Genomic DNA, 23,383 nt, shown 5'->3' on the forward strand with positions numbered 1-23,383 from the left:
CATGCTGCGCATCTGGGGCAGGTTGTCGTCGATCAACGTGCAGAAGGTGGTCTGGTGCGCGCGCGAGCTGCACCTGGACCACGAGCGTATCGATATCGGCAACCAGAAGGGTGAACTCGATTCGGAAGCCTATATACGGCTGAACCCGAACCGCATGATCCCGGTGATCGAGGATTTCCGCGACACCGACGTAGCTGGTGAACCGTTCGTACTGTGGGAATCGAATGCGATCGTGCGCTACCTGTGCGCGCGCTACGGTGAGGACACGCTATGGCCGTCGGACGTCAAGGCACGCGCCTCGGCGGACCGCTGGATGGACTGGCAGACCACCACCTTCAGTCCGGCCATGGTGCAGGCCTTCCTGCAACTGGTACGCGTAGCGGCCGAACAGCGTGACGAGGCGGTGATCGCCAAATCATGCGAACGCACCGAGCCGCTGGCCAAGATGCTGGACGATGCACTGACCAACCGCGAGTTCATTGGCGGTGACCGGTTCACCATGGCCGATATCTCGCTGGCCTGCGCCGCGCACCGCTGGATGGGCATGCCGATGACCCATACGCCGCGGCCGAACCTCGAACGCTGGCTGGCAGCCATGCGCGCCAGGCCCGCAGCGACCGGGATCCTTGTGTTGCCGTTGAAGTAGTTTGTTGATCTGGCTCCCTCCGGGAGCCAGATCCAAAAGCTAAACCAGCCCCAGCAACCCTGCTCCGGCCCCCAGACCCACCAGCACCAGCGGGTGCACACGGGTTTTCAGCATCAAACCCACTGTCACCAGCGTCACCACCACCGCAGTCCATTTGTGGTCGACACTGCTGGCCAGCACCCAGCCGGTCGACATCAGCAAGCCGATCGTCAACGCCGACAAGCCGCGCCGGATCAGGCCCGGCCACACCGCATGCGGTGATCTTCCCGCAAAGTATTCGAATCCGAGCGCAATCACGCTCGAGGGCCCGCAGATGCCAACCATCGACGCGAATGCCCCTGCGGCGCCAGCCACCTGCCAGCCAAACAGCGCGACAAACAGGATGTTGGGGCCCGGCGATGCTTGCGAGATCGCGTACAGCGCGGCGAACTGTTCATCGGTCATCCAGCTCCTCGACTCCACCAGGTAGCGGTGCATATCGGGAATGACCGTACCGCCGCCCCCCACGGCCAGCAGCGACAGCATGCTGAAATGACCGAGCAGATCGCGCAGGATTTCCGGAGGCGCCATCATGCCCCCTTGCGCATGGCGCGATATTCGAGCACCAGCGCAACCGGCACCAGCACCGCCATCACCGGCAACAATGGCCAGCGCAACCACCCGATCGCGACGAAGGCCGCCACCCCCACCATGACCGCGCGCACCGAACGCGGCTGGCTCTGCGCAAGCTTCACGCCGGTGGAAAGCACCAGCCCTGCCGCCACGGCTGTCATGCCGGCCAGCATCTGCCGCACCTGCGGTACATCCTGGAAACGTAGATACACGCCCATCGCACACAGCACCGCCACCATCGGCACGAATACGAGGCCGCTGAACGCGGCCAGCGCACCGCGCAACCCGGCAAAACGCAGGCCCAGCATCAGCGCCAGGTTGATCACGTTGGGGCCGGGCAACACCTGGCCCATGCTCAGGATCTCAACGAAATCGCGGTCATTGAGCCAGCGGTTACGTTCGACCACCGAGCGCCGGACAAATGGCAACACGCCGCCAAAGCCCGACAGGCCCATGCGGGCAAACTCGAAAAACAGCGTACGAGGCGTGGGAGGCGGTGCGAGTTCTGGCTCGACGAGCAGGGGCGTGGAGGACATGATCGTGATGGTGCGGGCTGCCGACATGGTACGGCAGAATCCGACGCCCACGTGCATGCGGGGCCATCACGAATTGGCAAGAGGGGGTCGCGTTTGGCGATAACGCGATGTTGCGTTGGCTTTCAGGCTCCCCTCTCCCGCAGTGCGGGAGAGGGGTTGGGGGTGAGGGCATGGCGCTTCAAATTGCGACTGTCGCGTCTTGATGCGCTGGCCCTCTCCCCCGCCCCTCTCCCGCTCGCGGGAGAGGGGAGAAAACCGAGAGCAATTACTCGGGCGCCTTCACCGGTTCCAGCTTCACTTCCTTCAGCCGCGGCTCGATTGCCTTGCCCTTGCGGGCGCGCTTGCCCACGTAAGGCAGCAGCGTCTTGCCAGCCAGTTTCTGCGGCGGCACCTTGCCACCGCGCATGCCGGTACCGGAAATCATCAGCCCCGGCGCCCCAACGGCCACTGCCTGCTCCAGCGTTTCCTTCGGCTCCAGTTCCATCAGGATCACGCCACGGCCACCGGCCGACAGCACCTTGACCTCGTCCAGGCCCACCAGCAACAGGCGTCCATTGGCCGAGAAGCACGCCACGTGGGTGGCCTCGTCGCCGATCGGCGTGGGCGGCAGGATACTGTCGCCTTCGTCGAGCGTGATGAAGGCCTTGCCAGCCTTCTGGCGGCTGATCATGTCGCCGACCTTGGTAACAAAGCCATTGCCGCCGGCCGTGGCGACCAGCATCCGTTGTTCCGCACCACCCGCGAACGTGTGGGCAATCTGCGAACCCGCGGCAAGGTCGATCAGCGTGGTCACCGGGACCCCGTCGCCGCGGCCGCCCGGCAAGCCGGCAACGGCCACCGAATAGGCCCGGCCATTGCTGCCGAATGCCAGCAGCGTATCGACGGTCCGGCATTCAAACGTGCCGTAGAGGTTGTCGCCAGCCTTGAACGTGAACTGCGACGGATCGTGGCCGTGGCCCTGGCGCGTGCGCACCCAGCCCTTGCCCGAAACGATCACCGTGACCGGTTCGTCGATCACCTTTACCTCGGCAGCGGCACGGCTGGCTTCCTGGATCAGCGTGCGGCGCGGATCCTTGTCCTCGGGGCTGTACTGCTTGGCATCCTGTTCAATCTCCTTGATGATCTTGCGACGCATCATGGTCTCGGATTTCAGCAGTACATCGAGTTCGGCCTGCTCGTCGCGCAGCTTGGCCAGTTCCTGCTCGATCTTGATGGCTTCCAGACGCGCCAGCTGGCGCAGCCGGATTTCCAGGATGTCCTCGGCCTGACGGTCGGACAGGCGGAACGCCTCGATCAGCGCGGGCTTGGGCTCGTCGCTTTCGCGGATGATGCGGATCACCTGGTCGATGTTCAGCAGTACCAGCATCCGTCCTTCGAGGATATGGATGCGGTCTTCCACCTTGTTCAGCTGGAAGCGCGTGCGCCGGGTCACCGTGGCAAAGCGGAATTCGATCCATTCGCGCAGGATTTCCTGCAGGCCCTTCTGCCGCGGCCGGCCATCGGTGCCGATCATCACCAGGTTGATCGGCGCGCCCGATTCCAGGCTGGTATGGGCCAGCAACGTCTGGATGAATTCCTGCTGCTCGGTGTTCTTGCTCTTGGGCTCGAATACCAGCCGCACCGGCGCATCCTTGCCCGACTCGTCGCGCACTGCGTCCAGCACGGCCAGCACGGTCGTCTTGAGTTGGGTCTGCTCCGGCGTCAGCGCCTTCTTGCCAGTGCGGATCTTCGGATTGGTGATTTCCTCGATTTCCTCGAGCACCTTCTGCGCCGAGGTGTTCGGCGGCAGTTCGGTCACCACCAGTTGCCACTGGCCACGCGCCATTTCCTCGATGGTCCAGCGCGCGCGCACCTTCAGGCTGCCGCGGCCGCCTTCGTAGATCTGGGCGATTTCCGAGGCCGGCGAGATGATCTGGCCACCGCCCGGATAGTCGGGACCGGGCATGATCGCCAGCAACTCGGCCAGCGAGATGTTCGGGTTGCGGATCATCGCCACCGCGGCGCCGGCCACCTCGCGCAGGTTGTGCGGCGGGATTTCCGTGGCCATGCCCACGGCAATGCCGGACGCGCCATTGAGCAGCACGAACGGCAGTCGCGCGGGCAGCAGCTTTGGTTCTTCTTCCGACCCGTCGTAGTTGGGCAGGAAGTCGACCGTGCCCATGTCGATCTCATCGAGCAACAGCCGTGAGATCGGCGTCAGGCGCGCTTCGGTGTAGCGCATTGCCGCCGCGCCGTCGCCATCGCGCGAGCCGAAGTTGCCCTGGCCGTCGATCAGCGGGTAGCGCAGCGAGAAGTCCTGCGCCAGACGCACCAGCGCGTCGTAGGCCGACTGGTCGCCGTGCGGGTGGAATTTACCGAGCACCTCGCCGACCACGCGGGCCGACTTCACTGGCTTGGCATCGGCGCGCAGCCCCATCGCCTGCATTGCAAAGAGAATGCGGCGCTGCACGGGCTTCTGGCCATCGGCCACTTCGGGCAGGGCGCGGCCCTTGACCACGCTGACCGCGTAGTCGAGGTAGGCGCGCTCGGCGTACCGTGCGAGGGTCAGCGAATCGGCCGGCTCTTCGGGCTGAAACGTAGTATCTGCTTGATCCATGGTTGGCAAGGTTTCAGCGACCGGAACCGGGAAAACCCAGGACGTTCCGCCCGCTGGCTGTTGCAGTCAGCGTGGGATTCTAAAGGAAGTGGATGACGATGCTGCCGTAAGTGCCGGCCAGCAACACCTTTACGGCATCGGGCGGCGGCCACCGATCACCATCCGCACCCGCTCGGCCGCCACGCCCGTGCGCAACACGCGGGCCCCGGAGGGACCGGCAGGCTGGTACAGGCGGTAGAACTCAAGCACGGTGCTGACATACTGGCGGGTCTCGGGGAACGGCGGAATCTGGTTGTTGTAGCGCTGCACCGCCCCTTCTCCGGCGTTGTACGCGGCCAGCACCAGTTCCAGGTTGTTCGGGAACAGCTCCATCAGGAAGCGCAGGTAACGTACGCCAGCCGAGATGTTCAGTTTCGGGTCAGCCAGCTTCTGCTCGACCGTGCGACGCTTGTCGGCCGCGATGCCGAAGCGCGCGCCCGTGTCCGGTATCACCTGCATCAGGCCAATGGCCCCCTTGGGCGAGACCGCCGAGGCATTGAAGCCGCTTTCCACTGCCATGACCGCTTTCACCAGCGCGGGGTCCACGTTCTGGGCCTCCGCAGCTTTTTCGATGATCGGTTCGACCAGCCGGATATTCGGGTGGTTGAGCATGTAGCGGAACAGTTTGGCGCGATCCGGATTGGCCTTGTCCGACAGCGTGATCACACCGCGATGCCCCAGGTCGCCCGAATCGAACTGCCCGCCGTCCTTCATGAACAGCTGGTAGCGGCCATCGAGCTTCGCATCGGCAAAATGCGCCACACCGTCGCTATCGACGTAACCCCACAATTCGGCATGCGCGGGAGCCGCGATGCAGCACGAACCGAGCACGGCGAGCGCGCATGCCAGGCGCGTCGCCCGTGCTGCCCATCGCGTTTGCCCTGTCCGTTCCTGCATCGTTACTCCTTGTATCGGCCGTCAGATGTCGGCGACCACCTCGTTGCCCTTCTCTTCAAGCCAGCTGCGGCGTTGCGACGCTTCGCCCTTGCCCATCAGCATGTTCATCATGGTGACGGTCTGCAACTGGTCGAATTCGCCCAGCGCCACCGGCAGCAGCCGGCGCGTATCGGGATTCATGGTCGTCTCCCAGAGCTGCTCGGCGTTCATTTCACCCAGGCCCTTGAAGCGCGAGATCTGCCATGCGCCGTCCTTGACGCCATCCTTGAGCAACTTGTCCTGGATGGCTTCGAGTTCGCCTTCGTCCAGCGCATAGAGCTTCTGCGCTGGCTTCTTGCCGCGTGCAGGCGCATCCACACGGAACAACGGCGGGCGCGCCACGCAGACGTTGCCGTTCTCGATCAGCTTCGGAAAATGGCGGAAGAACAACGTCAGCAGCAGTACCTGGATATGCGCGCCGTCGACGTCGGCATCGGACAGGATACAGATCTTGCCGTAACGCAGGTTCGACAGGTCGGGCTCGTCGTCGGGGCCATGCGGGTCCACGCCGATCGCCACCGCGATATCGTGCACTTCATTGTTGGCGAACAGGCGGTCGCGCTCGGTCTCCCAGGTGTTGAGCACCTTGCCGCGCAGCGGCAGGATGGCCTGGAATTCCTTGTCGCGGCCCATCTTGGCCGAACCGCCGGCCGAGTCGCCTTCGACCAGGAAGATCTCGTTGCGCGTGACGTCGGTCGATTCGCAGTCGGTGAGCTTGCCGGGCAGCACGGCCACGCCGGAGCCCTTCTTCTTTTCCACCTTCTGCGCGGCGCGCGTGCGGGCCTGGGCTTGGCGGATCACCAGTTCGGCCAGCTTCTTGCCGTAATCGACATGGTGGTTGAGCCAGAGCTCCAGTGCCGGGCGGCTGAATGTGGACACCAGGCGCACGGCGTCGCGGCTGTTCAGGCGTTCCTTGATCTGGCCCTGGAATTGCGGGTCCAGCACCTTGGCGGACAGCACGAACGAAGCACGCGCAAAGACGTCTTCGCTCATCAGCTTCACGCCCTTGGGCTGCAGCGAGTGCATCTCGATAAAGCTCTTGACCGCCAGGAACAGGCCTTCGCGCAGGCCGGACTCGTGCGTGCCGCCGGCCGGCGTGGGAATCAGGTTCACATAGGACTCGCGCACCGGGGCACCATCTTCGGTCCACGCCACCACCCATGACGCGCCTTCGCCGTCGGCAAAACCTTCTTCACCGGCATTCTTGTCCGGATCGGCAAAGTGCTCGCCCTCGAACATCGGGATCACCAGTTCGGCACCGCTACCCTGCGCCAGCGCCTCGACCAGGTAGCCCTTCAGGCCCTGTTCGTATTGCCAGACGGTCTGTTCGCCGCTCTTCTCGATCACCAGCGTGACCTTCACGCCAGGCAGCAGCACAGCCTTGGAGCGCAGCAGGCGCTGCAGTTCCGCCATCGGGATGGCACCCGAATCGAAATACTTGGCGTCGGGCCAGACCTGCACGCGCGTGCCGCCCTTCTTTTCGCCGCGTTCGAGCTTGCGGCTTTCGAGCGGACGGGTCACCTCGCCGCCATGCTCGAACGTCAGCGTCGACATGGCGCCATCGCGCCAGACGGTGACGTCAAGGCGGGTGGACAGTGCATTGGTCACGGACACGCCCACACCGTGCAGGCCGCCCGAGAATGCATAGGCGCCGCCCTTGCCCTTGTCGAACTTGCCGCCCGCATGCAGACGCGTGAAGACGATTTCCACCACGGGCACGCCTTCCTCGGGGTGGATACCCACCGGAATGCCGCGGCCGTCGTCTTCCACGCTGATGCTGCCGTCACGATGCAGCGTGACCAGGATCTCTGTGCCGTGGCCACCCAGCGCTTCGTCTGACGCGTTATCGATCACCTCCTGCACGATATGCAGGGGGTTGTCGGTACGGGTGTACATGCCGGGCCGTTGCTTGACCGGCTCCAGGCCCTTCAGGACCCGGATGGAAGATTCGCTGTACTGACTGGTTTTGCTCGCCATGGAGTCGATACGGATAGTAGGTATCCCGGCCGTCCACGGCCGGGTTGCGCTGCATTGTAATGGATGGGCGAGACCGCAATCCTTTTTGGAAGGCCCCCGCAATGCAGAGTTCGGCACGAAAACCATGCCCGGAGTAAACTCGGCGGCCAGCACCATCGCGCACAACAAGAACAATACAGACAATGCAAAACCCGACATGACCGATCGCAAACTTTCCCTCACCACCGTACTGGTATGTGGCGGCCTGCTCGTCACCCTCTCCATGGGCATCCGGCATGGCTTCGGCCTGTTCAACATGCCCATCACGCAAACCCACGGCTGGAACCGCGAGACCTTTGCGTTCGCGCTGGCGCTGCAGAACCTGATGTGGGGCGCCAGCCAGCCGATTACCGGCGCGCTGGCCGACAAGTTCGGCGCCCTGCGCATCATGCTGGTGGGTATTGCGCTCTATGTGGCCGGCCTGATCGTGATGGCACTGGCCACCAGCGGCACGGCCTTCGCCACGGGTGCGGGGGTGCTGATCGGCATCGCGCAGTCGGGCACTACCTACAGCGTGGTCTATGGCGTGATCGGCCGCGTGGCCAGCGCCGAGAAACGTGTCTGGGCCATGGGCATCGCGGCGGCAGCCGGTTCGTTCGGCCAGTTCCTGATGATTCCGGTGGAACAGACGCTGATTTCCACGGTGGGCTGGCAGAACGCGCTGTTCGTGCTGGCCTTCCTTGCGTGCTTCATGCTGCCGATGGCTTTGACGCTGCGCGAACCGAAGATGGCGGCCAGCACCGGCGGCCACCACCAGACCATTGGCGAGGCCACGCGCGAAGCGTTCGGCAACCGCAATTTCCAGTTGCTGACGCTCGGCTATTTTGTGTGCGGCTTCCAGGTGGTATTCATCGGCGTGCATCTGGCGCCATACCTCAAGGATCGCGGCCTGGTCGACGTCAAGATCGCCACGGTGGCCCTGGCACTGATCGGCCTGTTCAATGTCTTCGGCACCTATACGGCGGGCGCGATGGGCCAGCGCATGCCAAAGCGCTATCTGCTGTCGTCGATCTACATCACGCGCTCGATCGTGATCGCCGGCTATCTGCTGCTGCCGCTGACCGCGTGGAGCACGTGGATATTTGCCGCACTGATGGGCTTCCTGTGGCTCTCTACGGTACCGCTGACCAACGGCATCATCGCGCAGGTATTTGGCGTGAAGTACCTGTCGATGCTGTCAGGCGTGGTGTTTTTCTCGCACCAGATCGGCAGCTTCCTTGGCGCATGGCTGGGCGGCTACCTGTTTGACAAGACCGGCAGCTACAACACGGTGTGGATGATCGCGATCGTGCTGGGTGTGCTGGCCGCACTGGTCAACCTGCCGATCCGCGAGCAGGCGCTGGTGCGTCCGCAGCCAGTGCCGGTGTGACATGAACTGGGCAAAGGGATGCGGCTACCTGGCCCTGGCGGTGGTACTGACGCTGGGCTTCCTGGCCTACCTGCGCCCGGCGTTCATGGTCGACCTGACCAATATGGTGCTGGCATGGTGCGGATGAATTTGCACCACCGCCAAACCAGCTCCCCTCTCCCGCGCGCGGGAGAGGGGTTGGGGGAGAGGGCATCGAGGTTCAAATTGCGACTTGTCCCAGTTTGAACCGCTGACCCTCTCCCCCGGCCCCTCTCCCGCCATGCGGGCGAGGGGAGAAAAAACCGAGTGGGAATATCAAACGCCTTCGCCCTTGGTTTTCTTCTCCAGTACTTCCCAGCGCTCCAGCGCTTCCAGCAGTTCCATCTCGATCTCGTCGTGACGCGCGGCCAGTTCAGCAGCCCGGGCGGGATCGGTGGCGTAGAGCTGACCGTCTTCCAGTTGCGCGCTGATGGTCTTCTGCTCCGATTCCAGCGCGGACATGCGTTCGGGCAGGCCGTCTAGCTCGCGCTGCTCCTTGTACGAAAGCTTGACCGTCCGGTTGGCGCCGCGTGCATCGCGCGTGTTCTGCTTCGGTGCCTCGGCTGCTTTCTGTTCCGCTTTGGCGGCCTGCAGCGTCAGCGCACGCGCCGACTGTTCCTCCCAGTCGGAATAGCCGCCCACGGACTCACGCCATTGGCCAGCGCCTTCGGAGGCAATCGTCGACGTCACCACGTTGTCCAGGAATGCCCGGTCGTGCGAGACCAGGAACACGGTGCCGCCATAGTCCTGCAGCAATTCTTCCAGCAGTTCGAGCGTGTCGATATCAAGGTCGTTGGTCGGTTCGTCGAGCACCAGCACATTGGCCGGCCGCGCGAACAGGCGTGCCAGCAGCAGGCGGTTGCGCTCGCCCCCTGACAGCGACTTGACCGGCGAGCGTGCCCGTTCCGGGGCAAACAGGAAATCGCCCAGGTAACTCATCACGTGCTTGCGCTGCCCGTTGACCTCCACCCAGTCACTACCCGGGCTGATGGTATCGGCCAGCGATTTTTCCAGATCGAGCGCGGTGCGCATCTGGTCGAAATAGGCGACCTGCAGGTTGCTGCCATTGCGGACCGTGCCGCTATCGGGCGGCAGTTCGCCCAGGATCAGTCGCAACAGCGTGGTCTTGCCCACGCCGTTCGGACCGATCAGGCCCACTTTGTCGCCGCGCATGATGGTCGCGGTGAAATCGCGCACCACAACCTTGTCGCCATAGGCCTTCGACACATCGATCAACTCGGCCACGATCTTGCCCGAACGGTCGGCCTGCGACACTTCGAGCCTCACGTTGCCCTGTACCTCGCGCCGCGCGGCACGTTCGGTGCGCATCGTCACCAATCGCTGCACACGTGCCACGCTGCGTGTACGGCGCGCTTCCACGCCCTTGCGGATCCAGACTTCCTCCTGGGCCAGCAGCTTGTCGAATTTGGCCTGCTCCACCGCTTCATTGGCCAGCAGCTCGGCCTTGCGGGTCTGGTATGCGGCGAAGTTGCCCGGGAAGGACACCAGCCGGCCGCGGTCGAGTTCCACGATGCGCGTTGCCACGCGGTCCAGGAAAGCCCGGTCGTGGGTAATCAGCAATACGCTGCCGCGAAAACCGAGCAACAGGTCTTCGAGCCAGCGGATCGCTTCCACATCGAGGTGGTTGGTCGGTTCGTCGAGCAACAGGATGTCGGGCTCGGCCACCAACCCCTGCGCCAGCGCCACGCGCTTCTGCAGCCCACCCGACAGTGCGTCCACACGCCCGTGCGGGTCCAGGCCCAGCCGGGCCAGCGTGGTTTCCACGCGGGTACGCAGTTGCCACGCATCGGCAGCATCGAGCTCGGCCTGCACGCGGTGTAGTTCCGCCAGCGTGGCTTCGTCGTGGTGGGTGTCGAGCCGGGCCAGCGCGGCGTCGTAGCGCAGCAGCAGGTCGTGCGCTTCGCCCATGCCCTGGCTCACGGCATCGAAAACCGTCAGGCCGGGCGCGAACTGTGGCTCTTGCGCCACATAGGCCGACGTCACGCCGCTCTGGCGCGCAATCAGGCCGTCGTCGGGCGCGGACATGCCGGCCACGATGCGCAGCAGCGACGATTTGCCCGAGCCATTACGGCCAATCAGGCCAACGCGCTCGCCAGCTTCGAGCGAAAAATCGGTGTGGTCGAGCAATGCCACGTGGCCAAAGGCCAGTTGGGCATTGGAAATGGAGAACAGGGCCATGGTGCGAAGACAGGTAAGCGGCGCCGGGAGCCGGCGCGCAGGCAGGCCCGAATTGTAGACGACTGGGACGGACGTCCAGGACGAACACCCGGGACGAGCACCCGCGCCAGCGGCGGGCAGCGAGAAAAAGAAAAGGCCCGTTCGGTTGGAACGGGCCCCAAGAGTCTCTCCTCGGTGCCCTGCTCGCAAGGCACGACTGAAGCATAGCCATCGGCGACCTACACCTGAAGTCGGACAAATCCGTAAGGGAAAGTCCCCGTCAACCCGCCGCGCTTCGAAGCGTTGCGCGCCGGGAACGTTGAACGCCGCCACTAGTAGTTGCAGTTGTGCCCCGCCCGCCGGCCGTGGAACAATCAGCGCGCCATTGGATTTCTCCGAACGCACAACGACAGCGGTACCGCAGCAACCAGCAGTGACAGAGCCGGACCTATCCGGCCAGCGGCGGCCAACGCGCCGCCAGGGTTATTTCCTGACTATTTTTGACGGGTGTCATTCATGACCAATTCGGGCCTGCCGCGCCGTGCCTCGCTCCGAGGCCTGGCGCTTGTCGTTTTATCCCTTGCCACCCTGCTCTGTGCGCCGGCTATCCCGGTAGCGCAGGCCGCCACGCCAAACTCGGTGGTGCTGCGCATCCAGCAGACTGGCGCGATCCGTATTGCCCATCGCGAAAGCTCGGTGCCGTTCTCGTTCGTGGCCGACGGCAAGCCGATGGGTTACGCCGTCGACCTGTGCCTGCGCGTGGCCGAGGCCCTGCGCACGCAGCTCAAGCTGCCGCAATTGCGGGTGGACTGGGTACCGGTGACGCCCGCCTCGCGCATTCCCGCCATCGTCGAGGGCAAGGCCGACCTGGAATGCGGTTCCACGACCAACAACCGCGAACGCCGTGACCAGGTTGCCTTCACGATTCCGCACTACATCGCCGGCAGCCGCATGCTGGTGAAGTCTGACTCTGGCATCCGCAAATGGGGCGACCTGAAGGGCAAGACCGTGGTTTCGACTACCAAGACCACGCCGCTCGAAATGATCCGCAAGATGGATGAATCCGGGGCAATGGGCTGGAAGGTCGTGGAAGCCAAGGATCATGCCGAGGCATTCGCGATGGTGGAATCGGGCCGCGCCGATGCATTCGTGATGGACGACGTGCTGCTGTTCGGCCTGCGCGCCAATGCGAAAAACCCGGCGGCACTGACCGTCACCGGCGATTTGCTGACCATCGAACCGTACGCGATCATGCTGTCGAAGCACGACGCCGAGTTCAAGAAACTCGTCGACAAGGCCATGATCACGTCGATCTACGACCAGGAAACCCAGAAGCTGTACCGCAAGTGGTTCCTGCAGCCGATTCCGCCCAACGGCATCACGCTCGACATCCCGATGAGCTATCTGCTGCGCGATTCGTTCAAGTTCCCGAGCGACAAGGTCGCGGACTGAATTCCTGCTCCGCGGCCGTTCCCGTGCGAAGATACCGGCCTCTCTTCGCACGACCATCATGACTGCCGCCGCTTCTCCCAAACTGTCCGACCTGTCCGTATCGACCACGGTGGCCGGGCTGATCGCCATGCTGACCGGCTACACCAGTTCGCTGGTGCTAATGATCCAGGCCGGACAAGCCGCGCACCTGACCGATGCCCAGATTTCGTCATGGATCTGGGCATTGTCGATTGGCATGGGCGTCACCACGCTGGGGTTGTCGCTATTCCTGCGCGTGCCGATCGTCGTGGCCTGGTCTACGCCCGGTGCGGCGCTGCTGATTGCGAGCCTGCCCGGCGTGCCCTACCCCGAAGCCATCGGCGCATTCCTGATGGCCGCCCTGCTGATGACCGCGGCGGGCCTGACTGGCTGGTTCGACAAGCTCATGAAAACGCTGCCAGCCAGTATCGCGTCGGCACTGCTGGCCGGCATCCTGTTCCGCATCAGCGTCGATGTCTTCGTGCAGGCCCAGCACCAGACCCTGTTGCTGCTGGTGATGTTCGCCGCTTACCTGCTGGGTCGCCGCTGGTGGCCGCGCTATGCGGTGCCCGGCGTGCTGGCACTTGGCGTGGCGCTGGCCGGCGCGCTCGGCCAACTGCATTTCGAACAATTCCACTTCGCGGTGGCAATGCCGGTATGGACCACCCCGGCATTCTCGCTATCGGCGTTCGTCAGCATTGCCGTACCGCTGTTTATCGTGGCGCTGGCATCGCAGAACATTCCCGGCCTGGCGGTACTGCGCGCCGACGGCTACCACGTGCAAGCCAGTCCGCTGATCGCGGTAACGGGCGTGGCCTCGGCAATCCTGGCGCCGTTCGGTTCGCACGGCATCAACCTCGCGGCAATTACCGCGGCAATCTGTACCGGCCCGCAGGCCGACGCCGATCCGCGCCGCCGCTACATGGCCGCCGTGGTCTGCGGCATCGGCTATCTGGTCATGGGAGTCATGGCGGCCAGCATCGCCGCGTTGTTCGCCGCGTTTCCAAAGGCACTGGTGGTGGCCGTGGCCGCGTTCGCGCTGCTGGGTTCGATTGCCAATGGCCTGACCGTCGCCATGCACACGCCAGCGGAACGCGAGTCGGCCTTGCTGACGTTCATGATTACCGCGTCGGGCATGACGCTGGCCGGCGTGGGCTCGGCGTTCTGGGGCGTAGTGGGCGGGATGCTCGCGCTGCTGATCCTCAAGCCGCGCGAGCCCAGGTCCAACTAGGCTTGCGGCTCAGAACAGCAGGAAGGCGATCTCCGCTGCAGCAATCTGCGTCACCGGCACGCCCTTGCGGCGCTGGAACAGCACGTGCTCGAGCACACGGTCACGGTGCTCGGCAAATACCGCCGGATCGAACCGGAGCGCCGCCGTGGCGTAATGCTCGGCCAGCAGCTTGTAGACCCGATGCCGCACCAGCAGCATTTCATTGTCTGCCTGCAACCGCGCCATCTCTGCGCTGTGATCTTCCTCAAGCTGGCGCATGCTCACCACTACGCGCGCATGCATGCCGCGGTAACGGTCGATTTCGGTATGGGCGCGGCGTAACTCCTCACGCAGCCCCCGCACTTCCTGCATCAGCTTCAGATTCTGCTGGACACCGCGCTGAATGCGCGACGCTTCTTCCAGCGCGTGATCGGCGGCGGCAATCGTGTTCTGCCACACACCTTCCCCGGATTCGTCGCGGTGCTCCGATGGCTCTTCGACATCAGGCATCCGCACGACGGGCCACACGGTAGCCACGCCCAGATCGTTTTTCATACAGCTCCCCTAAGCCCGTCACCCAGCCGCCCGCCACCGGCGCAATTTTTGATGCCGGCATGGTCAGACCGATGGATTCACTTCACCGCGACTTTTTTATGGCCACCTCGTTCACAATCCCGGGACGGCTATGTCTTTATGTTCTTACCTGCATTCAAGACCGGTATTGGCTTTGGCACAACCACCGCAAGGGAGGGTAAGCAAACCGCCGGAAACCCGCGTGGCATCTCGGTTTTCGGCATTCCAGGCCGCATTCTGCAGCCCCATTTGGGGGAGGTCTTGCATAATATTGGGCAGAAGCGCCTTAACCATCTCTTTTGACAGCCAAATTCAGCAGCCTGATGAACGGATACCTGCTCCTTGCCCTGGCCATCGTTGCCGAAGTCATCGCCACCAGCAGCCTCAAGGCCGCCGAGAATTTCACGCGCCTGTGGCCCAGCGTCCTGGTAGTCACCGGCTATGTGGCCGCGTTCTGGCTGCTGATGCAGGTCATGAAGACCGTGCCGGTGGGCGTGGCCTATGCAATCTGGTGCGGTGCGGGGATCGTGCTGGTGACGCTGATCGCGTCGGTGCTCTACCGGCAGGTGCCGGACGTGGCGGCATGGATCGGCATTGCGCTAATCATCGCGGGCGTCGCCGTAATCCAGTTGTTCTCGAAGATGAGCCACTGAGTGACAAACCACTGAGCAGGCCACCCAGGCCTGCGCCGTCCCGCTTCAGGTCTTGGGCGGCAGCGTGCGCAGCAGCCGGTTGACCTGCACCAGCGTCTCGCACTCGTCGTCCTTGCGCTTGCGGCGCTGGTCGATGATGTCCAGCAACGAGCGAATCTGGTCGTTCTTGCTCTCGCAGGCTTCCTTGCCATCCTTCGGACACGCCACATCAATCTCGCCACGCAGGCTTTCCTGCACGATATCGACCAGTGCCGCGCAACCCGACGTATCAGCCAAAGCCGGATCGGACGCCGGCTGCACCGCCAGAAGCGGAGCGGAGACAAGCATGGCCAGCGCTGGCAGGCAGCGGGAAAGCGTCCGGACTAGGGGCATGTATCGGCAGGGAAAACAGACGTTCGCACGGCGGTTGCGGCGTGCAGCCGACATGATAGCGGGTTGTGGGGTGTGGCTGAGGGAAATCGGGGTGGGGATGGGCAGGTGCTTGACTGGACGCATTGCTTGCGTCGGCCCGACAGCGCTAACCTCCATTGATCATCAAAGGAGAAGGCTTTGAACACCTTAGAGACCAAAGTTGAAATCAGCGAACTGATAGCCGAGTCCATCAAGCTGAATCTTGCAGCCTCAAGGCGGAATGCTGAAGCCTTAAAGCTGAACGTTGAAGCCTCAAAGCTGCATCGAGAACATCGCTGGCTGCCGGCGGTCTATACGGCCGGATTGATCGCGGCATCCATCGCCTTCGCCAAGCTCTTCCTGAACTGATCTCGTGGACTTGATTTTGGTCCTGCCGACAAACACAAGCCTTTGACAAACCGAAATCTCAGCGGAAGGCCTCGCCAGGGGTTCACCCTGTAGGACGGGCACTTACCTCGCAAGGGTGCTTTCAGTCCTAGCAAGAATCAAAGAGTATTGCCTCCGCTGGAAACAGCACCCAAGCCTAAATCGTTCGCCGCCGCGCCGCTCCATGCGCTGCGGCTTTTTTTTGCCTTTGGCGCCAGATATGTCGGACGCCTTCCGATAGCGGACCACTGCCGCCGCGCGCAGACTGTTCCATGTTGTGCGCTTCCATTGCGTCCACCCTCGACCAACTCTCTCCCATGCTCTTGGTCGAGCGAAAGCCCATCCCGTTCGTGCCCCACTCGGTCCAGGAACTCAAGTGCAACGGATACCACGTCTTGCCAGTCCCGGGCGGCCGCAAGACAGAAGTGCCGCAGCAGCATTGACGCAACACATTGATCTTCGGAAGTCGTTGCTGCGGTAACTGGCGCCCGAGGCCTAGGTAAGGAGAACTACGGAATGGGCGCTATCGCCATGCTGGCAGCAGTTATCTGTTTCTGGAAATTCGCGAGCAGACGCGCGGCTTTGATTGTGATTGGCTTCCTGGCCGTCGGATTTTTATCCTTCTCGACCAGAGGAGACCAGAGTCGCGTATGCGACGGTAGGGCGTGGTTCTGCGACCTCATCCCGGTCAACACGGGCCCGCCACCGTGCCCGGATGTAGATCCCATTACTTCCCGAGTATTTCAGAGCAAAGCGGCCAACACCGAGATGCACCGCCTGATCGACGCAGGCGTTTGCCAGCAGGACGCCATTGACCGTATTCACGATGGCTGGAAGGCCCCATATGACCCTGGGTATGGGCCGTGGTGGCGGAAGCTGCTACCGAAGACTTGATTTTGGTCCCGCCGACAGGAATCCTAAAATCGGTCGAATACCTTTATTTTCGCCGAAGACAATATTGTGAAGATTCTTGATGCCCCTTCCCGTGCCCCTAAAGAGAATCGCTGGCACTTCATTAACTTAGCTGAAGAGGGCGGGCACAGGGCGGTGACGCGGGCCCATTCTCGCGCATGTTGCGACGTCGCAATACTGTATATATGTACAGCATAAAATCACACGCCATGGGCAACACCAAATCTGCCGCCGGATGCCAGGCGCCCTCACCCACAGCCAACGCCCCGACCGTCCGACAGGTTGCGGTGCGCCTTCTCGAAGCGATGGGTCGGCTGCACGCTGGCACCGAGTCCAACGGGTTCCACGGCTGGGAGAATGGTCTGGGTGAGCCGGCTGGCGATTACCTGGAGGACGTGCGCTACGAGCTGGAGATTTTGCTGGCCAGCATGCCCAGCCAGACCAGGCTGTTCAAGGATGCGGACTTCGATCCCGAGGCGTTCGAGCGTGTCTGGAAGTCAGAAGCTGTCCAGCGAGCTGCGAGCAGCTATGGATGGCGGCGGCTGGCCGAGGCAGTTTGGGCCGTTGCTTTACAGGAGGCAAGCCTGCCTGTGTCGATAGGCGTTGAGGACGTCGACGAGGATGCTCACCTACGCTGAAGGCACGTCCCACAGGTTCATAAAACGATCACTGAGATCTTGGCGCTCAATCCACCGCGATTCGGCCGCCTTCAGGTCAGTGGCAAGCCAAGCCATGGCGCCTCTCGACGAAATCTGCATAGGCATTATGTGAGCACGATTGATGTCTTTACGATCGTAGATGTGAGGGACATCCCCCGGGCGGGGCATCTCTCGCACGAATTCGATCGGCCCCCGAAGTTTCGAGTCCTGTGCCAGTTGATATTTCTCTATAGGAATGCGGATCAACCGTAGGTCGTGGTGGATCTGCGAGAACTCTTCCCCGGCTGGATGCACTTTCCGCTCCTCCATCGCCCGGACAATCTCGTAGAGAGATCCAACCCATGCCTCGGACAACAGCGAGCGCTCTTCGCTGGCAGCGTCATCATCGATTTCCTTTAGGCCACAAAATTCCGCCTCCATGGTTCGCAGCAGCGAGTCCAACCGACCCACTCGCTGAACTGATAAGGTCAGAAGAGATCCCGGCACGCGGGGGCCAATCTTGAAAGAAATATCGATCCACCTTCTTTGCAGTCCACGATCACGCTCATCCGCTAGGGCGAACGCAGCCGCGACAATCTCCGACACTCTCATGGCCTTTCCTCCATCTTGAACGCAGCATTGTAGCCACAAGAAAACCCCAAGAATTCCTTCCAGTTACCGCACACGGGGTATCAGCGCATCGTAGGATCGCTCGCAGGCCAGCCCGACTACTTTGAGCTGGTCGGCGTAGTCAGCCAAGATGCCCGAAGTTCTGTCAGACCGGCCGAGCACGTCGACGAGCACATCGAGGGGGTCACCACTTGGCTTGCCCTGGCCACCGCCGGCAACGCCGGTATCTTTGGTGGTTCGGGCGGCGGCAAGTAGCTGGTCGACACGCTGCCGCAGCCGGTCAGCAGCGTTACCAGCAGCGCGGGCATCAGCGCGTGCCGTATCCGCATCCTGTTTCGCAACATTTGCAATCTCCGTTTGTGCCGCGGTGCGGCGTTGTTCCTCGGCGCGCGCACGGTCGACAACCTTTACCTGGTCGACGGCGGCGGACAGCGCAGCCTTCGTGCGCTCGGCAGCGTAGGCCGCATTGTCGTGGGTGGACTGCTGCCACCGGCCGCCACCGTAGGCTAGCGCCAGGCCGAGGATCACGGCCAACCAGACACGTGGATCGAATAGGCTCATGGGGTAGCGGCGCAGCGCGCGTAGATGTCGGCAATGATGCGGATGTGCTGCCTCGCATCGTCGCCGGGTTTCAAGGTTGGCAGGATTGGACAGTCGCGGCGCGGCTGGGCGGGCGGTGGCGCTGCCACGGTGCAGCCGGCCAGCGCCAGGCAAAGCAGGATAGATCTCACTTTCGGGCCTCCCTCACCTTCCGGTTCGCTGCCTCGATATCACGGTTCACCTGCTCTCGATCCGCTTCGGACATCGTGCGGGCGACTGGAGCTGGCACGGCCGGCGCGCGAGCTGCGCGCTTCACGGACTTGGCCGCCTCCACGGAAGCCTCCGCCGCCTGTGCTGATGCATTGGCCGCTGCCGCGACCTTCGGCGTCAGCGCTTCGAGCGTTTGGCTATATGCCCCCTGCAATCGGGCAATCTCGGCCTGGTGGTCGTCTCGCTGCTGCGCCAGCATCTCGCGCGACTGCCACTGGCAAAGCGCATAGCCTGCACCCATTCCACCACCGACCATCAATGCCATCAGCGTGACCGCCTCCAGCATGTGCGCCGTGCGGACAAACGTTGCACGGTGGCGCGCCATCCATTCACGAATCCTTGCCATCAAGCCTCTCCTTCAGCAGCCGCACTTCCGCCGTCAAAGCCGCGATCGTGCCCTTTAGCTCGCCAATCTCGCGGTAGGCGTCATTGCGTTCCTTGTAAGCGGTGTCGGCACGCTGCTCGGCCAGGTCTGCGCGTGCATTGGCCTTGTCAACCTGCTCGGACAGCCTGGCAATGATGTCGATCTGGGCCTGTGTCTCAGCGCCGTCGACCTTGTCATTGCGCCACGCTTTCCGGATGAACCAGATTGCCCCGCTCACCGCGGCGACGATGAAACCCAGTGCGCCGCCAGTGCCCCCCGGCACGTTCAAATCATTCAGGTCCATCGTTTCCCCGGTCGCCGTGTATGCGGCTGTCATTGGAGGCCCAGCGCCCGGCGGGCACGGTCCCATCGTTCTTTCCGGTCATCGAGACCATTGATGCCGCCGTTGATACGCCGGGTCAGCGTCACGAAGTCGCCAGAGTCAGCCAGCGCATTCAGGTTGCGGCTGTCCCAGAACCACGCAGCCGAGCGCGCCGCTAGGGCATCCGTCTCCAGCATCGCCGGCATCGCTTCGAGATCCACGCCCAGTGCCAGCCCGCATGCGCGGTGGTTCGCCCGGCCCGTGATCTGAATCAAGCCATGACCCGCGAAACGTTTGCCGTCGCCGGCCTGGTTGTTTCCCAGTTCGAAAGCCTTCTGGTTTCTGGCGTTCTTATCCGGCGGTGGCCAAGAAGCATTGAAGTCGCGCTCGTAGCGCAGCTGTGCCGGCGTTGGGCCCCAAAGCTCGCGGGTGTAGATGAAGCCGCCGGACTCGTGGCCGACCTGCCCAATCCATGCGGCTTGCCGCGCTGCGGTCACGATGTTGAACTCGCTCCAGGCCGCGCCGACGTGCGGCCACCAGCGATCGGCCATCGTCTGCGTCAGTCCCGTGGCAACGCGGAAGAGCTGCTTGTCCATGAAACCTCCAGAAATGAAAAAGCCCGCTCAAGGCGGGCTGCAGAAAATGTAGTTGAAGCGGTGCTGAGGCTTACCCAGAAAGCGCCACGGAAGCTCCATCATCGAACCGGAACTCGATCGTCCTCAAGCTCAATCCTTCTCTGTCTGCAAATACTGCCTTCATCCCTCCATCGCGAAGGCGCGCCAGTTGCTCATCAGTTAGATGAAATTCAGAGTTCACACCACAGAAGTAGGAATTGAAGAATGGGAAGCTGCCGTCAGCATTGATGGCTTTGTGCACATCTGGGCGAGGAAATCCTATCGGGGCACCGACTTCGATATCTTCGGATCGAAGGTAAAGCTTGTGGACATCCACGCGGCAACACACCCATCCCGACACATTAAAGCGTGCACGACCATCGACCGTATCGATGGACAGGTCGACATGGAAGCGAGGCGATGTATCAATCGAATGTTCAGGCATATTTGAAAATCGTTGAAAGCAGGCCGCTTTGCTTCCGAAAGAAGAAAATATACGCCGGGACAGCATCGTCCCTATCAAGCGCTCCAAAGTGCTTTGGGTAGCAATCTTCGAAAAGACTGGTCACCTTCTCCAGGAAAGGACTGGAAAGTCCCAACTGAGGCAAATAGCTCTCCAGGCAACGTGTGACGCGACGATCGCCATATGGCACGACCTCAACCAACTGGAAATTTGCCGTCTTCGCTGCACGCTCGACATCTTCACGCAAGAACAGATGTTTGTCCTCGCGGTCTGCCAACACTTCTGCATCACCAACATACTTTAAGTTGAAGTGCAGTTCGTGAATCCAGTTTCCTAGACGGATCAAATCCTCGTCAGCGTTGTTATCACCACCACGCACCAACGTCTCAAGCACATCAGACATCGAAAGAACAAGCGCCTGATGATACTTGAACCCTGGCTCTGCAAAGATGAGAGTTCCGCGGTGCTTCAAGGTAGCAAAGCAGTCCTTAAAGAATCCCTCATAGTCGAGAATGTGATGAAGTACGAAATTTCCGATGATGCAGTCCACGCTCTCAGGAGGGAAAATCCTCTCGGCAGAACTGTATGTGGCATACGTGACCTTCTTGGCCAAATGCTCACCGTTCTCTACCCGCGCTTTGCAAATGGAGAGCATCTTGGGCGATATGTCGGTAACGATCGCCTCGTTGATACTGATATTCTTGAGCAGACCCTTGGTGAATCCACCTGTACCGGCTCCAATTTCCACAAGGACGTCGTAGCTCCCCTTCAGGCGCCGCCCCAACGTCTCCTTTACATCCGCGAAAACTTGTAGCGACGTCTCATCAGACACTGAATAGTGTTCGTCGTAGTCCAGATCATCCAGCTTGGTAAAAACGCCCTCTGGGACGAAGCAAAGAATGCCATCGGCGCATGGGAACTGTGTCCCGCACGCTTTGCATGACATCGCGCCCTCGGTTTCCAGAGAAGATAGCGACTGAGCACTACACGACGGACATTGAAGCGTTGTCGACACGACGGCACCAATTCAGAAGGCAAAATTGCCAAGGGCATCAATAATATCCCAAAGCACTACGGACTTGGCCAAATGTCCCAGCACTCGACTAGTCACCGCGCTATGACCCAGTTGGAAACGGCAGTGATGACACCCCGTGAACCCCGTCAGGAACCGCTGCCTCGTAGAATGCACGCCACCGTGCATCCGTTACCTCAATGACGCCTTGATGTGGGAAATCGTCCTGATCTTGTGGGCCCGCAAAGTACGCTACTACCTGCGACTCGTCAGCGTCAGCGAATTGAACATGCACTTTGACCATTTGTTGCCTCAGAATTCGAAACCGCCAATACCGACGTCGAAGGTGACAGTGCCGGCCGAACCGGAGAAAGTGTAGCGAATCTGCTGAGGGGTCACTACCATCAATCCGGAGAAGCTTTGGTAGAAGATCCCCCCTCCCGTTCCGGGCGACACGTTCTGCTGCACCTGGCCAACGGAAAGCGTTGATGTTGGTATCAAAACAATGAATGCGTTCCCCGACCCCGTCGCAGTGATGGCCATGTAGCCCTTGACGAACTTTGCGTTACGAGGCGCTATGGCGGCGATAGACACATCCGTAGTACCTGCTGTGGTCGTCGTAATCACCGACGAGGTCGAGACGTCAATCCTTCGGTCATACTGCTGCCCTACCTTAAGCTGCCCGCTCGCGTTCGTGGGCCATACCGAAACAAGAGCGGAAGCCGTGTATCCGGCAGGCATGTTCGCGCCACCATACACTTCCGGCTGTACAGCACTTGTTGCATTCGTTGCCAGCAGCGCACTTGCGCTTGTCGTCGGGTTATAGATCGCGTACAGCGCCACAAAACCATTGGTCGGCGCAGCCCCGGTGTCCATGCCGCCTGCACCAGTGGTCGCCAGGTTGATAGTCTTGCTGAAGCTTGGAACCCGGTAGGCTAGCCCGCCCAAAGCAGACTCCACCACCACTTCATCCGCGCTGAACGTCGCCGAGGCAGAAGCGGCAGCAACGCTCATCTTTCCGTTGCGCATGGTACCGACTACGCCGATAGACTGCGCCCGCACCCCAGCCTTCAGATTCGCAAGAATCGTGGCGGTAGTGCCATCGTCCAGCACGTCCTGGCCTGTCAAATCGGACACAAACTGTGCCAGCACGGCAGACATGATGCTCGACTGCCGCCACACCTTATTGAGCTGCGCTGACTGCGCGACACCGGCAGAAAATCCTGCCATACGTGCGGCCAGGCCGGAATACGTGACCTGCGCAATGACGTTGGCGCCAGCGCCACCGCCAAATACCAGAAAATCGTTCGTTGCCATTGATAGTCCTTACAAAGGTGTGCCCCACGCACCGGCGTCGAAGCCGGCCACGAGATCGTTTTCCATGTCAAATCCGAAGATCGGCGTCCCATCACCTGAGGTAACGATGACGAGGTTGATGCCGACCCCTTCCGGCTTCAGCGGGATCAGTCCATTGCTGAGCAGCGAAAGAAAGACGGCGGACGGTATGACGCCGGCAATGCCGATCGTCATGGTCATGTCCTGGTTGTCCTGGATGAAGACGAACGTGCCACCGCCAAAGATCGAATCCAAGATCGCCTTGGACGATCCCAGCGTTCCATCCCAGTGGTTCGCGCCGATCTTGGCGCGCAGCACCAGGCGGTAGGTCTCGTTATCGAGGCGGGTCAGACCTGTGTCCGGATCGAATGGGCCCTTCCAGCTGCCCTGGTCGAAGCCGAGCCCCGCGGTATCGAACGAGAAATAGACGCCCGTCAACGGTACCGGCACGTTGCGCGAGATGCCCACCCACAGACCAACATCGTCGAGCTGCGCATCCACGGCCGTGTCCAGGTCGAACTGCCCCGGCATGCCCAGCATCAGGTTCTGCAGGTCGACCATTGGCTGGGCCAGCGTCTCGACAACGGCCATGAAGTCCGGCTGCTGGTTGTGCTCACTGGTGATTCGGCCGGTGTACTTGGTGATGTCCACCAT

General features: G+C 62.0%; 27 protein-coding genes. 9 read left to right on the forward strand and 18 right to left on the reverse strand.

All coding sequences use genetic code 11. The annotated features are described in order from the left end of the window. Position 1 precedes the first annotated feature (1 nt). Positions 2-646, forward strand: coding sequence for a glutathione S-transferase C-terminal domain-containing protein (locus ACO550_RS27280; RefSeq protein ID WP_315598499.1), 645 nt, complete (start codon positions 2-4; stop codon positions 644-646). A gap of 39 nt (positions 647-685) precedes the next feature. Here the strand turns inward: ACO550_RS27280 and ACO550_RS27285 are convergent, their stop codons facing one another. The 5 genes from ACO550_RS27285 to ACO550_RS27305 form a co-directional block, all read right to left on the reverse strand. Further along, the gene (locus tag ACO550_RS27285) at positions 686-1,216 is read right to left on the reverse strand and encodes a chromate transporter (protein WP_315598500.1); all 531 of its coding nucleotides are present in this window, start codon (positions 1,214-1,216) and stop codon (positions 686-688) included. Next, a complete protein-coding gene (locus ACO550_RS27290) occupies positions 1,216-1,794 on the reverse strand; it encodes a chromate transporter (protein ID WP_315598501.1) in 579 nt (192 codons plus the stop codon). The genes ACO550_RS27285 and ACO550_RS27290 overlap by 1 nt, the downstream gene beginning before the upstream one ends. 265 nt (positions 1,795-2,059) lie before the next feature. Continuing rightward, entirely contained in the window at positions 2,060-4,390 is a 2,331-nt protein-coding gene (gene parC, locus ACO550_RS27295) for a DNA topoisomerase IV subunit A (RefSeq protein ID WP_315596061.1), read from the reverse strand. A 129-nt stretch (positions 4,391-4,519) separates the two neighbouring features. After that, positions 4,520-5,326: a lytic transglycosylase domain-containing protein gene (locus ACO550_RS27300; protein ID WP_315596062.1), complete on the reverse strand. Its 807-nt coding sequence runs from the start codon at positions 5,324-5,326 to the stop codon at positions 4,520-4,522. Positions 5,327-5,347: 21 nt separating this feature from the next. Continuing rightward, positions 5,348-7,342 carry an ATP-binding protein gene (locus ACO550_RS27305; RefSeq protein ID WP_315596063.1) on the reverse strand — a complete coding sequence of 665 codons (1,995 nt, stop codon included), beginning with the start codon at positions 7,340-7,342 and terminating at the stop codon, positions 5,348-5,350. Positions 7,343-7,538: 196 nt separating this feature from the next. Between ACO550_RS27305 and ACO550_RS27310 the strand changes: the two genes are divergently transcribed. Both ACO550_RS27310 and ACO550_RS27315 read left to right on the forward strand, forming a co-directional pair. Continuing rightward, entirely contained in the window at positions 7,539-8,750 is a 1,212-nt protein-coding gene (locus ACO550_RS27310) for an MFS transporter (protein ID WP_315596146.1), read from the forward strand. 1 nt (position 8,751) lies between these two features. Then, positions 8,752-8,877, forward strand: coding sequence for a hypothetical protein (locus tag ACO550_RS27315; RefSeq protein ID WP_315596064.1), 126 nt, complete (start codon positions 8,752-8,754; stop codon positions 8,875-8,877). A 167-nt stretch (positions 8,878-9,044) separates the two neighbouring features. On the opposite strand, the gene ACO550_RS27320 is transcribed toward ACO550_RS27315, so the two are convergent. Next, positions 9,045-10,967 (reverse strand): ATP-binding cassette domain-containing protein, encoded by a 1,923-nt coding sequence (locus ACO550_RS27320; protein WP_315596065.1) that lies wholly within the window; start codon positions 10,965-10,967, stop codon positions 9,045-9,047. A 495-nt stretch (positions 10,968-11,462) separates the two neighbouring features. Between ACO550_RS27320 and ACO550_RS27325 the strand changes: the two genes are divergently transcribed. Next, positions 11,463-12,398 carry a transporter substrate-binding domain-containing protein gene (locus ACO550_RS27325; RefSeq protein ID WP_315596066.1) on the forward strand — a complete coding sequence of 312 codons (936 nt, stop codon included), beginning with the start codon at positions 11,463-11,465 and terminating at the stop codon, positions 12,396-12,398. A gap of 58 nt (positions 12,399-12,456) precedes the next feature. After that, positions 12,457-13,647 carry a benzoate/H(+) symporter BenE family transporter gene (locus ACO550_RS27330; protein WP_315596067.1) on the forward strand — a complete coding sequence of 397 codons (1,191 nt, stop codon included), beginning with the start codon at positions 12,457-12,459 and terminating at the stop codon, positions 13,645-13,647. 9 nt (positions 13,648-13,656) lie between these two features. Here the strand turns inward: ACO550_RS27330 and ACO550_RS27335 are convergent, their stop codons facing one another. Next, positions 13,657-14,136 (reverse strand): hypothetical protein, encoded by a 480-nt coding sequence (locus ACO550_RS27335; RefSeq protein WP_315596147.1) that lies wholly within the window; start codon positions 14,134-14,136, stop codon positions 13,657-13,659. Positions 14,137-14,522: 386 nt separating this feature from the next. Between ACO550_RS27335 and ACO550_RS27340 the strand changes: the two genes are divergently transcribed. Then, the gene (locus tag ACO550_RS27340; protein ID WP_315596068.1) at positions 14,523-14,852 is read left to right on the forward strand and encodes a DMT family transporter; all 330 of its coding nucleotides are present in this window, start codon (positions 14,523-14,525) and stop codon (positions 14,850-14,852) included. A gap of 45 nt (positions 14,853-14,897) precedes the next feature. Here ACO550_RS27340 and ACO550_RS27345 read toward each other — a convergent pair whose 3' ends face one another. Then, positions 14,898-15,224 (reverse strand): hypothetical protein, encoded by a 327-nt coding sequence (locus ACO550_RS27345; RefSeq protein ID WP_485995030.1) that lies wholly within the window; start codon positions 15,222-15,224, stop codon positions 14,898-14,900. A gap of 177 nt (positions 15,225-15,401) precedes the next feature. On the opposite strand from ACO550_RS27345, the gene ACO550_RS27350 reads away from it, so the two are divergent. The 3 genes from ACO550_RS27350 to ACO550_RS27360 all read left to right on the forward strand — a co-directional run bounded on the left by ACO550_RS27350 (position 15,402) and on the right by ACO550_RS27360 (position 17,179). Next, positions 15,402-15,611 (forward strand): hypothetical protein, encoded by a 210-nt coding sequence (locus tag ACO550_RS27350; RefSeq protein WP_315596070.1) that lies wholly within the window; start codon positions 15,402-15,404, stop codon positions 15,609-15,611. 534 nt (positions 15,612-16,145) lie between these two features. Next, positions 16,146-16,523 carry a hypothetical protein gene (locus tag ACO550_RS27355; protein WP_315596071.1) on the forward strand — a complete coding sequence of 126 codons (378 nt, stop codon included), beginning with the start codon at positions 16,146-16,148 and terminating at the stop codon, positions 16,521-16,523. Between the two features lie 227 nt (positions 16,524-16,750). Continuing rightward, positions 16,751-17,179, forward strand: a complete 429-nt coding sequence (locus ACO550_RS27360) for a hypothetical protein (RefSeq protein WP_315596072.1) — start codon at positions 16,751-16,753, stop codon at positions 17,177-17,179. Here ACO550_RS27360 and ACO550_RS27365 read toward each other — a convergent pair. From ACO550_RS27365 to ACO550_RS27410, 10 genes are all read right to left on the reverse strand, one after another. Next, positions 17,171-17,791 carry a hypothetical protein gene (locus ACO550_RS27365; protein ID WP_315596073.1) on the reverse strand — a complete coding sequence of 207 codons (621 nt, stop codon included), beginning with the start codon at positions 17,789-17,791 and terminating at the stop codon, positions 17,171-17,173. The genes ACO550_RS27360 and ACO550_RS27365 overlap by 9 nt on opposite strands. A 63-nt stretch (positions 17,792-17,854) precedes the next feature. Further along, positions 17,855-18,370, reverse strand: coding sequence for a DUF2514 family protein (locus tag ACO550_RS27370; protein ID WP_315596074.1), 516 nt, complete (start codon positions 18,368-18,370; stop codon positions 17,855-17,857). Further along, positions 18,367-18,540 carry a hypothetical protein gene (locus ACO550_RS27375; RefSeq protein WP_315596075.1) on the reverse strand — a complete coding sequence of 58 codons (174 nt, stop codon included), beginning with the start codon at positions 18,538-18,540 and terminating at the stop codon, positions 18,367-18,369. Before ACO550_RS27375 ends, ACO550_RS27370 begins: the two co-directional genes overlap by 4 nt. Further along, positions 18,537-18,965 (reverse strand): hypothetical protein, encoded by a 429-nt coding sequence (locus tag ACO550_RS27380; protein ID WP_315596076.1) that lies wholly within the window; start codon positions 18,963-18,965, stop codon positions 18,537-18,539. Before ACO550_RS27380 ends, ACO550_RS27375 begins: the two co-directional genes overlap by 4 nt. Beyond that, positions 18,949-19,287, reverse strand: coding sequence for a hypothetical protein (locus tag ACO550_RS27385; RefSeq protein WP_315596077.1), 339 nt, complete (start codon positions 19,285-19,287; stop codon positions 18,949-18,951). The genes ACO550_RS27380 and ACO550_RS27385 overlap by 17 nt, the downstream gene beginning before the upstream one ends. 29 nt (positions 19,288-19,316) lie before the next feature. Further along, on the reverse strand, positions 19,317-19,901 hold the full coding sequence (locus ACO550_RS27390; protein ID WP_315596078.1) for a glycoside hydrolase family 19 protein: 585 nt from the start codon (positions 19,899-19,901) through the stop codon (positions 19,317-19,319). A gap of 70 nt (positions 19,902-19,971) precedes the next feature. Then, the gene (locus tag ACO550_RS27395) at positions 19,972-20,364 is read right to left on the reverse strand and encodes a hypothetical protein (RefSeq protein WP_315596079.1); all 393 of its coding nucleotides are present in this window, start codon (positions 20,362-20,364) and stop codon (positions 19,972-19,974) included. After that, positions 20,357-21,397: a methyltransferase gene (locus tag ACO550_RS27400; RefSeq protein WP_315596080.1), complete on the reverse strand. Its 1,041-nt coding sequence runs from the start codon at positions 21,395-21,397 to the stop codon at positions 20,357-20,359. The genes ACO550_RS27395 and ACO550_RS27400 overlap by 8 nt, the downstream gene beginning before the upstream one ends. Positions 21,398-21,706: 309 nt before the next feature. Next, on the reverse strand, positions 21,707-22,711 hold the full coding sequence (locus ACO550_RS27405; RefSeq protein WP_315596081.1) for a hypothetical protein: 1,005 nt from the start codon (positions 22,709-22,711) through the stop codon (positions 21,707-21,709). Between the two features lie 9 nt (positions 22,712-22,720). After that, on the reverse strand, positions 22,721-23,383 hold the full coding sequence (locus ACO550_RS27410; RefSeq protein WP_315596082.1) for a baseplate wedge 1 family protein: 663 nt from the start codon (positions 23,381-23,383) through the stop codon (positions 22,721-22,723).

Source organism: Cupriavidus sp. (assembly GCF_057315035.1).

What these genes read in the sequence shown, in the direction of transcription:
- parC (WP_315596061.1), bottom strand. Translation starts at nt 4,390, where the DNA reads ATGGATCAAGCAGATACTACGTTTCAGCCCGAAGAGCCGGCCGATTCG.
- ACO550_RS27385 (WP_315596077.1), bottom strand. Translation starts at nt 19,287, where the DNA reads ATGGACCTGAATGATTTGAACGTGCCGGGGGGCACTGGCGGCGCACTG.
- ACO550_RS27300 (WP_315596062.1), bottom strand. Translation starts at nt 5,326, where the DNA reads ATGCAGGAACGGACAGGGCAAACGCGATGGGCAGCACGGGCGACGCGC.
- ACO550_RS27410 (WP_315596082.1), bottom strand. Translation starts at nt 23,383, where the DNA reads ATGGTGGACATCACCAAGTACACCGGCCGAATCACCAGTGAGCACAAC.
- ACO550_RS27345 (WP_485995030.1), bottom strand. Translation starts at nt 15,224, where the DNA reads ATGCCCCTAGTCCGGACGCTTTCCCGCTGCCTGCCAGCGCTGGCCATG.
- ACO550_RS27280 (WP_315598499.1), top strand. Translation starts at nt 2, where the DNA reads ATGCTGCGCATCTGGGGCAGGTTGTCGTCGATCAACGTGCAGAAGGTG.
- ACO550_RS27405 (WP_315596081.1), bottom strand. Translation starts at nt 22,711, where the DNA reads ATGGCAACGAACGATTTTCTGGTATTTGGCGGTGGCGCTGGCGCCAAC.
- ACO550_RS27305 (WP_315596063.1), bottom strand. Translation starts at nt 7,342, where the DNA reads ATGGCGAGCAAAACCAGTCAGTACAGCGAATCTTCCATCCGGGTCCTG.
- ACO550_RS27290 (WP_315598501.1), bottom strand. Translation starts at nt 1,794, where the DNA reads ATGTCCTCCACGCCCCTGCTCGTCGAGCCAGAACTCGCACCGCCTCCC.
- ACO550_RS27370 (WP_315596074.1), bottom strand. Translation starts at nt 18,370, where the DNA reads ATGAGCCTATTCGATCCACGTGTCTGGTTGGCCGTGATCCTCGGCCTG.
- ACO550_RS27285 (WP_315598500.1), bottom strand. Translation starts at nt 1,216, where the DNA reads ATGGCGCCTCCGGAAATCCTGCGCGATCTGCTCGGTCATTTCAGCATG.
- ACO550_RS27380 (WP_315596076.1), bottom strand. Translation starts at nt 18,965, where the DNA reads ATGGCAAGGATTCGTGAATGGATGGCGCGCCACCGTGCAACGTTTGTC.
- ACO550_RS27355 (WP_315596071.1), top strand. Translation starts at nt 16,146, where the DNA reads ATGGGCGCTATCGCCATGCTGGCAGCAGTTATCTGTTTCTGGAAATTC.
- ACO550_RS27365 (WP_315596073.1), bottom strand. Translation starts at nt 17,791, where the DNA reads ATGAGAGTGTCGGAGATTGTCGCGGCTGCGTTCGCCCTAGCGGATGAG.
- ACO550_RS27330 (WP_315596067.1), top strand. Translation starts at nt 12,457, where the DNA reads ATGACTGCCGCCGCTTCTCCCAAACTGTCCGACCTGTCCGTATCGACC.
- ACO550_RS27335 (WP_315596147.1), bottom strand. Translation starts at nt 14,136, where the DNA reads ATGCCTGATGTCGAAGAGCCATCGGAGCACCGCGACGAATCCGGGGAA.
- ACO550_RS27390 (WP_315596078.1), bottom strand. Translation starts at nt 19,901, where the DNA reads ATGGACAAGCAGCTCTTCCGCGTTGCCACGGGACTGACGCAGACGATG.
- ACO550_RS27395 (WP_315596079.1), bottom strand. Translation starts at nt 20,364, where the DNA reads ATGCCTGAACATTCGATTGATACATCGCCTCGCTTCCATGTCGACCTG.
- ACO550_RS27340 (WP_315596068.1), top strand. Translation starts at nt 14,523, where the DNA reads ATGAACGGATACCTGCTCCTTGCCCTGGCCATCGTTGCCGAAGTCATC.
- ACO550_RS27315 (WP_315596064.1), top strand. Translation starts at nt 8,752, where the DNA reads ATGAACTGGGCAAAGGGATGCGGCTACCTGGCCCTGGCGGTGGTACTG.
- ACO550_RS27360 (WP_315596072.1), top strand. Translation starts at nt 16,751, where the DNA reads ATGGGCAACACCAAATCTGCCGCCGGATGCCAGGCGCCCTCACCCACA.
- ACO550_RS27325 (WP_315596066.1), top strand. Translation starts at nt 11,463, where the DNA reads ATGACCAATTCGGGCCTGCCGCGCCGTGCCTCGCTCCGAGGCCTGGCG.
- ACO550_RS27320 (WP_315596065.1), bottom strand. Translation starts at nt 10,967, where the DNA reads ATGGCCCTGTTCTCCATTTCCAATGCCCAACTGGCCTTTGGCCACGTG.
- ACO550_RS27310 (WP_315596146.1), top strand. Translation starts at nt 7,539, where the DNA reads ATGACCGATCGCAAACTTTCCCTCACCACCGTACTGGTATGTGGCGGC.